Origin of the sequence: Exiguobacterium sp. KRL4 (assembly GCF_001870785.1) — a bacterium.
GTDB lineage: Bacteria > Bacillota > Bacilli > Exiguobacteriales > Exiguobacteriaceae > Exiguobacterium_A.
In genome coordinates, this window is sequence record NZ_MOLV01000015.1 from 1 (window position 1) to 7,125 (window position 7,125).

The 7,125-nt window shown below is 37.2% G+C and carries 12 protein-coding genes; all 12 read right to left on the bottom strand.

The annotated features are described in order from the left end of the window. A partial coding sequence (locus tag BLD48_RS16515; RefSeq protein ID WP_236629997.1) for a hypothetical protein occupies nt 1-208 on the bottom strand: 208 nt, incomplete at its 3' end. A 107-nt stretch (nt 209-315) separates the two neighbouring features. Beyond that, nucleotides 316-1,020 carry a zonular occludens toxin domain-containing protein gene (locus BLD48_RS10310; RefSeq protein WP_143082937.1) on the bottom strand — a complete coding sequence of 235 codons (705 nt, stop codon included), beginning with the start codon at nt 1,018-1,020 and terminating at the stop codon, nt 316-318. A gap of 9 nt (nt 1,021-1,029) precedes the next feature. Beyond that, nucleotides 1,030-1,278: a hypothetical protein gene (locus BLD48_RS10315; RefSeq protein ID WP_071500149.1), complete on the bottom strand. Its 249-nt coding sequence runs from the start codon at nt 1,276-1,278 to the stop codon at nt 1,030-1,032. Beyond that, nucleotides 1,278-3,212 carry a hypothetical protein gene (locus tag BLD48_RS10320; protein WP_071500150.1) on the bottom strand — a complete coding sequence of 645 codons (1,935 nt, stop codon included), beginning with the start codon at nt 3,210-3,212 and terminating at the stop codon, nt 1,278-1,280. Before BLD48_RS10320 ends, BLD48_RS10315 begins: the two co-directional genes overlap by 1 nt. 57 nt (nt 3,213-3,269) lie before the next feature. Further along, nucleotides 3,270-3,419 carry a hypothetical protein gene (locus tag BLD48_RS16310; RefSeq protein WP_161487715.1) on the bottom strand — a complete coding sequence of 50 codons (150 nt, stop codon included), beginning with the start codon at nt 3,417-3,419 and terminating at the stop codon, nt 3,270-3,272. Nucleotides 3,420-3,491: 72 nt separating this feature from the next. Beyond that, the gene (locus BLD48_RS16610; protein ID WP_255366257.1) at nt 3,492-3,614 is read right to left on the bottom strand and encodes a hypothetical protein; all 123 of its coding nucleotides are present in this window, start codon (nt 3,612-3,614) and stop codon (nt 3,492-3,494) included. Nucleotides 3,615-3,709: 95 nt separating this feature from the next. After that, the gene (locus BLD48_RS10325) at nt 3,710-4,297 is read right to left on the bottom strand and encodes a hypothetical protein (protein WP_071500151.1); all 588 of its coding nucleotides are present in this window, start codon (nt 4,295-4,297) and stop codon (nt 3,710-3,712) included. Next, complete coding sequence (locus tag BLD48_RS10330; protein WP_071500152.1) at nt 4,297-4,527, bottom strand: hypothetical protein; 231 nt, start codon at nt 4,525-4,527, stop codon at nt 4,297-4,299. The genes BLD48_RS10325 and BLD48_RS10330 overlap by 1 nt, the downstream gene beginning before the upstream one ends. 214 nt (nt 4,528-4,741) lie before the next feature. Continuing rightward, nucleotides 4,742-5,905 carry a replication initiation factor domain-containing protein gene (locus tag BLD48_RS10335; RefSeq protein WP_161487716.1) on the bottom strand — a complete coding sequence of 388 codons (1,164 nt, stop codon included), beginning with the start codon at nt 5,903-5,905 and terminating at the stop codon, nt 4,742-4,744. Then, nucleotides 5,889-6,287: a hypothetical protein gene (locus BLD48_RS10340; protein WP_071500154.1), complete on the bottom strand. Its 399-nt coding sequence runs from the start codon at nt 6,285-6,287 to the stop codon at nt 5,889-5,891. Before BLD48_RS10340 ends, BLD48_RS10335 begins: the two co-directional genes overlap by 17 nt. Before the next feature lie 65 nt (nt 6,288-6,352). Then, nucleotides 6,353-6,565: a hypothetical protein gene (locus BLD48_RS10345; RefSeq protein ID WP_071500155.1), complete on the bottom strand. Its 213-nt coding sequence runs from the start codon at nt 6,563-6,565 to the stop codon at nt 6,353-6,355. 94 nt (nt 6,566-6,659) lie between these two features. Beyond that, nucleotides 6,660-6,890: a hypothetical protein gene (locus BLD48_RS10350; protein ID WP_071500156.1), complete on the bottom strand. Its 231-nt coding sequence runs from the start codon at nt 6,888-6,890 to the stop codon at nt 6,660-6,662. Nucleotides 6,891-7,125 lie beyond the last annotated feature (235 nt).

Sequence of the window (7,125 nt, forward strand, 5' to 3'; positions counted from 1 at the left end):
TTGTCTCTAAAATTACAGATAGTGGTAGTGGGGCCAGCCCCACACCCCGACCTTTGCCTCTGCCCTTGAGTGGAAGTGCTGAAGACATGAACAGATTAAAACCTAGAACTGATCTAGCGTCTTCATGTACTGGAGTAAAGAATAAACGTGCAGCCATATAACTAATAATCAACAAGATCCATAGACAAAAGAAATATACTAAACTCATTCAATCCGACCTCCGGTTATATTTGTTTTCGATTACGTGCGTTCCGGTTCGCATGGGTAGGGAACCCCCTGCTGGTCGCAGGAACCCCCTTCCCCACTGCGCTTCCGTTACGCTTCATACTTCGCTTCCAAATCATCTTCCGGTGCTTCGTAGTCGAATAAAGCAGTAGTATCGTATCTATCAGCAACGGAACTATTGTAGACAGTTAGATGCAATGATCCTTTGGTGTATTTCATACCGTTCCAGTATTGAATACCTGCAAAAATGGTCAAAAACTTTGGTAAAACTTGAAACAGTCCATAGCTATTCAACTTTCGGTGGGTACGCTCAAACTCGCATAAGCTACGGATCTGTCTGTCCAACATACGACCATCTTGAGTAATAAAAATAATGTCATAACCAAACTTTCGACTCTGACTTAAAAATTTTATCCAATCCATACGACTTTCACCGTTCTTTTTGTTCTGCCATTCCCGACTATTAAAAGGTATCGACGCTTCATCAAAAATCAAAAGCGCAGACCCTTCATTACCTTTCCAACCACGAGCAATCGATTCTTTGACGAGAAACTTTACAGTAAGATCCTCATTCTCTCTGAAAATCCATCGAGGATCATTAAATCTTTTTTTGAGATATACAAACGGGAAACTCTTTTTTAATGCAGGTAAAGTCATAAGCTTTTTAGGCTTAATGGGAAAGTTTGCGACTACCCAACGACTACCCAAACGAGCATCTGCAACATTACAACCTAATGCAGTAGCAGCATAAGATTTACCGGAACCAACAAAACCTGTATACATTGTAATTGCCATTTTTATCACCTATCCTATCATCTTGATCCATCTCAATAATTGTCGAACAGCGTAATAAGCTAAACAGGCTGCCGTAATCATCGCCATGTGTTTTACCATGGTAGGAATATCAAAAAAGAATCCTACATACTTTCCAAGAGGTCCCCAGTCCAACGGCTCAATAACCATTTCAATAAACGGTGACTCTGGTAATGCTCCAAGAGCAAATGTCGCTATATCAACCAACAAATCAATAACAAAGTTAATACTTTTAACCATTACTCTGCACCTCCAAACAGCCTATAAATCGCATAAACTAGCGATATATCAAAGCCATAAATAAAGGCTGCACGAGCGAAATCCATCCATGGTTCAAAATATTCCGGAATCCTTATTTCAAAACTCGTATCGTAACTACCAATGTCGGGAAATTCAAATACCAATTCACTGATTGGAGTTACATCGGGAAAAACAGCATCTAAAAATCTTGCAATGTCCCAAGGCAAACTGAAAGGGAATCGTGTAGTCATGAAACTTGGAATTTCTTTCAACTTATCCCACCGTACTTTTGTAGGATCTTCATCATCAGGATCAGTAGGAGGACTTTCAGTATCTGGATCACCAGTGTCTGGATCACCAGTGTCTGGATCTTCTGTTGTTGGTGGGTCTGGATTCGGTTCTGGAGTATTTGCAGGTGGAGTTGCAGGTTGTGGTGGAGTTTCTGGAGTAGGCTTAATTTCGGGTTTTCCGGTTGTTGGGTTCGTAATAACTTCCGGATTATTTGTTACTGGTGGTAATTGAGTCTCCGGATCGGTGACAGGTTGACCATCTTTTATGATGTCAATTCCTCCCTCTGGATTCGGCTTTACGGGAGTGACCTTAGGATCTTGTACGATTGCAGTTACTGGAATAGCCATCGTAGGTTTTCCAGTCTTAGGATCATTATTAATGACAGGACTAGAAACATAATCTTTTGGATTATCCGGCTTAACATCTTTCAATTCTGGGGCAGGTCTTGGACTTGGTGGAGTGATAATACGGTCAGTAAAATAGTCTTGATAGACTTTAAAGCCCTTTGTTTTTAACTCAAGCGTTGGATAAATAACCGTCCTTACTTTTTCTGCCCCATCGCTTACAGGATTAAAAGCACCACTAATAACAAAACGATAAGATGGCACACTACTATCAACTGTACTTTCTAAAATCATTGTCGATTTCTTTGCAGCCATATCCCAGCTATAAATGTATCGGTTAATCTTTTTCAAATGAATTGTAGGAAAATCTCTTGCTAAATCTACACTTCTTAAACCTGTTTTCGTTAATACGCCATTCACATACATATCAATTTTATCGCCCCAAGAACCATGTTCATTCCAAAATGTATTACCCCCAGCAACTTCAAAATTCATCAATTTCATTCCGGCAATTTCAGAATAAATCCAAGCATCAGAATTAGTCGTCCTACCCATGGCAGCAACTGGAGCATTTGGCACAATCTCAACGACATATGTACCAATTTTTGTCGGCGTATAACTTTGAATAACACCTACATCAAGACCGATATTGTTATCATCATTAGCTTGAATCGTATGAACTTTAGAATAGTTTTTGGTTATAGTCGGTTCGGGTGTCGGTGGAGGTGTTTCGTAATGCTTAACTGGATCATTTGTCTTACTGTCCGTAAAATTTGATTGAGGTAATGTCAAAAAACCTAAATCAATCATAGCTTGCTTCAATACGTCATCAATGAAACTATAATTTCCATCGGTCATTTCAGTAAAAATAATGTCACCAATCAAAAGCATTGGACCAATTGACCACCAGTCCAACCATGATAACCACCCAGCATTATTACCGTACATCATACGATCAATAACAGTTCCAACTTGGTCTTTTAATGCAGTTTTTTCGGCTGCACCCAAGTTATTTCGCATTAAAAATGTTTTGCCGTCAATATGAACCATATCGTAATCAACACGACCAATGTAATTTTTAAACAATGGATCGGTCACATCAATTTTCTTTTTTAATACTTTTTCGATGCTACCTTCCATTGATTCCTTAGCTACCCAAACAGCAGCCTTTTTTGCAGTGTAACTCGCGATTTTTCCAAGAACAGCATCAACCTGTTGGGGTTGATATGTAACGCATCCAACAATTAAAAACAATGAAAGCATACTCGCTAATATTCTGTTATACAGACTTTTGTCCATTATCCACCTCATTAATAAAAGCCCACCCAAAACAGGGAGGGCTTTTTATGATTGCTATTAAGACGTACGAGCACCAGTAAGTTTTTTGAAAAACTTGAATCCGAAGAAGATTGCCGCAACTGCTCCAACGATCGGACCGACGATTGGCAATACATCTGTGATTGCACCGGTAATTTGGCTACCGATTCCACCTAACATTTCTTCCATTATTATTTCACCTCCTGTATATGTACTCAGATACTTTTGGAGTCCTCAAACCCCATGAAGTACCCGAATACATTACTTGACCATCATTCTTAAAAAGAAGTTGAACACGAATCCGAACAACCAAGGAACGATAGTTGCACTGGCAGCAATGATACAAATCAATTCCCAATACTGCGTGATGTCTATATCAAACATCTATTGACCTGCCTTACGTAGATAAATAACAGCTCCAAATACAAGGACAAAGAAAGCGATAAAAATAATGAAGCCGAGAAATAATTCAATTAAAATCATAAACTTTGTATCCTTCCTAACAGAGTTTTAAAACCGACGACCATCAAAGCAACGAGGAAAACCACCCAGATGAAGATGTTCATATCTTCCGTTTGTTTGGCATTCTGGTCAGAGAAATCTTTGAAGTCTTGCGACAACGTACTGGTGACTTCACTGGAAGAAGATTCTTTTACTTGCTCCAAAGCGTCAACGATTTCTTTATGCCTTTGTTGCATCAACTTTGCGTTAGCTTCTAACTCTTTTTGTTGCTCTTGATCCAGAGTCTTTTGTTCTTCTAATTCTTTGGCAAGTTTGATGTCATATTCTTCTTTTGTGAGGATATCGAATTGTTTGTAGTAGGATTCTTGGGGTTCTAATTCTTTGGAGACTTCTTCGAGGATTTCTTTATGTAGATCTTGATTGCTTGAAATCTTATTAAGGACTTCAAGCAACTGATCTATATTTTCTGGAGTCCAACTTGAGGAGGTAGGATCTTCAGTTTGAGAGTCTGGATCTAATTCTGTTTCAGCAGAAGGGGGAATTTCTTCAGAGGTATTTTCAGAGGAGTTTTCTTCGGGGATTTCCGGAGTGTTAGTCGTAGCCATTAGTTATATCCGATAACCGAGATATTACCTTGGTCAGTTAAACGACATTGGAGATTTACAATATCTCCCGATTGAAGGCCAGTGACATCAAATGAATCTGATGCGAACAAATCAACTTTCGTATAAGTTTTTTCATCGAAGATCGTGACTAGAGAGAAGGGATTACCAGTACGTTTAGCTTTGAGGTCTTTCTTTTCGAGGAATTTAACAGCTTCTAAAATAAACAACATTTAAATGACCACCTTTTAGTTTTTATGGAAAATTACAAACAATACTGTTGAAGGAATTGTTTACTTTGTAATTTTATTATTACATAGCATTTATTAAATTACAAACAAAAAAACTACTCTTTCGAGTAGTTTCTGAAATCATTACCTTATTGTTTAAATTATTTTTAATTGAATAACAGAAAAATAGAGGTTAGAATAATAGACAGATAGGTTATTAATTAAGGAATGATAACAAGCGCCGTTCGATTTCTTCGTCTGTATAAGGATTAAGCCCTAATCCTTGACGATGTAAATTGATGGCGTTTTTCTTTTTCGCGTCTAACCGCCCAAAGCTAGAACGCACAATATCCGAGATAAATGTTTCTGTATCAATATCGTTCGCAAGCAACAAGGTAGATAAAGAAGGAGTAACGCTACGGTCAACCCATTCCTGGACACGATCTATCGTGTAGTCTTTTGCATCACTTGTTAAGCTAATACGTTCAATATCTTCTAAGAAATCTCGATACCATTTGATGATTGATCGTCGTGATAAATTGTTATCTCCGGTCATTGTCCGGAATTGAAGGTACGTATGAAGATATCCTCTAATCAACTCACCGAGATCATCACGCCCATTTGCTCCAGCTAAGATATGAAAGGCAGCCATTGTTGCATGGGCATCACGTAATTGAAATTCAACACGAGTCCATTGTTCAACGAGGACTTCTTTATCATTATTTTCACGTTCCAGTTTTTTATCATAGAAACGTATCTGTAAATCTGATTGAGCACTACCGAAATAAATCGTATCTCCAGTACGTACGTAATCTTTGATTGTGCTTTCCGTCATTCTCCGAACTTTCCGGAACTGACTGGTTAGCGCTTTTTTCTTTACGTGCTTATAAACACGATCCGTACTGATTGAACCATCAAAAATATCGAGAGCCAAATCCAAACGAGTGTATTTGACCTTAGGAATCATAGAGAAAAGTCCGAATAGATGACGCCATACATTCATGGCACTGTCTTTATACGGTGTTAAGCTTTCATATTCTCGACAGCCTTGACCTGTCATTTCCAAGTGAGTACCCATGCCCAACTTGCCATCATAGTAAATTGCAATATGACCACAACGGACAGATTTTCGATAACCATATTTGCCTTGGTCCATCTCTGCAAACATGGAAATATCCAGTCCTAAAACTTGATACAATTGTTCCAAAAATTCTTCGTGTGGAAAAGTGACTTGAAGCCAGTCTACAAGCGCTCTTTTAGGCTCTTTTAGATCTATGTTTTTTGTATCGTCCACCCCCCTGTTAGTAAGGGGGGGTTGAACAACGTTATTTCCCAAATCAGACACATTGAACACCCCACAGTCTTTAAATACTTCTTGCATAAGATATAGATCGATAAAGAGATATAACATCAGGATATGAAGAATTGAATTTTGAAGAAGATAAGGTAGGAATAGAGAATGTTCTTTGCATATTCTCCATTAAATTTACAAGAAATAAATCACGATCATTAAGATTTTTAATCAGCAATGCTTTACTAAATTGTTCTCTAAAATAATCTAAATCCTGAATTTGATGAATATTTTTTTTGGTTACAGTATGAGAAATCAATTCAACTTGATTTTCAGCAGCCTTAAAATCCAACAAGTGACGAATGCTTTGACTCATATTCATTTCAGTTTCTAACATAAAGCGATCCAACACCTGCCATTCATAATCAGTAAGTGACAAAGAAATCTTTTTAGTAGTACCAATCTTTTTCATAAAAATGCCTCCTCTTTATTAGTTACTAATAATATAATACATTAGTAACTAATTGTAAAGGAGTTTTATTCTTTATTTTTTTTTATTTGATCTTGATACTGCTTTATCTTATCTTCGTAGTGATCAATCGTGAAATTAATACAATAATTCACCAACTGATTGTTGTTCAAATCGCTTAATAAAGGATTTGTACTGGAAAGATACTCTCTCAAAGCATAAAATTCAGCCACATTGTCATCTCGCAATCTTACACTGATATTCTTTTTTAATTCAGCCATTAGTACACCTCCATCTCATTTACTATGTAAGTGTAATTTATTATTACATTTAATTCAATGTAAATTAAAATGATTCGTGGTAATGACTATTTGATTATTTGTGGTCCAAATAATCTTTCAATGTTTCCGCATTGATTCTATCAACTTCATTCTGACCCATCTCACTGATAGCTAGTGCAAAAATAGATTGTCTGACTAAAGATTCTGGAGTCTTATGACCCTTCAAATCCATGAGTGCTTCAATTAAATCTTGCAAAACTAAATCTACTTCTAATTGCAGAATCTTGTCTTTCGATGAATATTCCAAACGTTTTTTGTTAAACATAAAATCACTCCTTTAATCCATAATATAGGAGTTATCGCCAAGTAACTAATAGATTGTCAAGGAGGTAGTATTTTTAGAAGGACACTAAAAATCTCCACCTTTTTCCCTGACACTCTATTTTTTTTCGGATACGTCCTTGTTACCAAGCCGACGCACCTTGAGGGATTAAGTTAAATAGCTCGCTTGGATTTCTTATTATGTCCCGAAAAAACCGTTTTAGAAGAATCGTTATGAA

What these genes read in the sequence shown, in the direction of transcription:
- BLD48_RS10325 (WP_071500151.1), bottom strand. Translation starts at nt 4,297, where the DNA reads ATGGCTACGACTAACACTCCGGAAATCCCCGAAGAAAACTCCTCTGAA.
- BLD48_RS10315 (WP_071500149.1), bottom strand. Translation starts at nt 1,278, where the DNA reads ATGGTTAAAAGTATTAACTTTGTTATTGATTTGTTGGTTGATATAGCG.
- BLD48_RS10320 (WP_071500150.1), bottom strand. Translation starts at nt 3,212, where the DNA reads ATGGACAAAAGTCTGTATAACAGAATATTAGCGAGTATGCTTTCATTG.
- BLD48_RS16610 (WP_255366257.1), bottom strand. Translation starts at nt 3,614, where the DNA reads ATGTTTGATATAGACATCACGCAGTATTGGGAATTGATTTGTATCATT.
- BLD48_RS10335 (WP_161487716.1), bottom strand. Translation starts at nt 5,905, where the DNA reads ATGCAAGAAGTATTTAAAGACTGTGGGGTGTTCAATGTGTCTGATTTG.
- BLD48_RS10310 (WP_143082937.1), bottom strand. Translation starts at nt 1,020, where the DNA reads ATGGCAATTACAATGTATACAGGTTTTGTTGGTTCCGGTAAATCTTAT.
- BLD48_RS10340 (WP_071500154.1), bottom strand. Translation starts at nt 6,287, where the DNA reads ATGAAAAAGATTGGTACTACTAAAAAGATTTCTTTGTCACTTACTGAT.
- BLD48_RS10330 (WP_071500152.1), bottom strand. Translation starts at nt 4,527, where the DNA reads ATGTTGTTTATTTTAGAAGCTGTTAAATTCCTCGAAAAGAAAGACCTC.
- BLD48_RS16310 (WP_161487715.1), bottom strand. Translation starts at nt 3,419, where the DNA reads ATGGAAGAAATGTTAGGTGGAATCGGTAGCCAAATTACCGGTGCAATC.
- BLD48_RS10345 (WP_071500155.1), bottom strand. Translation starts at nt 6,565, where the DNA reads ATGGCTGAATTAAAAAAGAATATCAGTGTAAGATTGCGAGATGACAAT.
- BLD48_RS10350 (WP_071500156.1), bottom strand. Translation starts at nt 6,890, where the DNA reads ATGTTTAACAAAAAACGTTTGGAATATTCATCGAAAGACAAGATTCTG.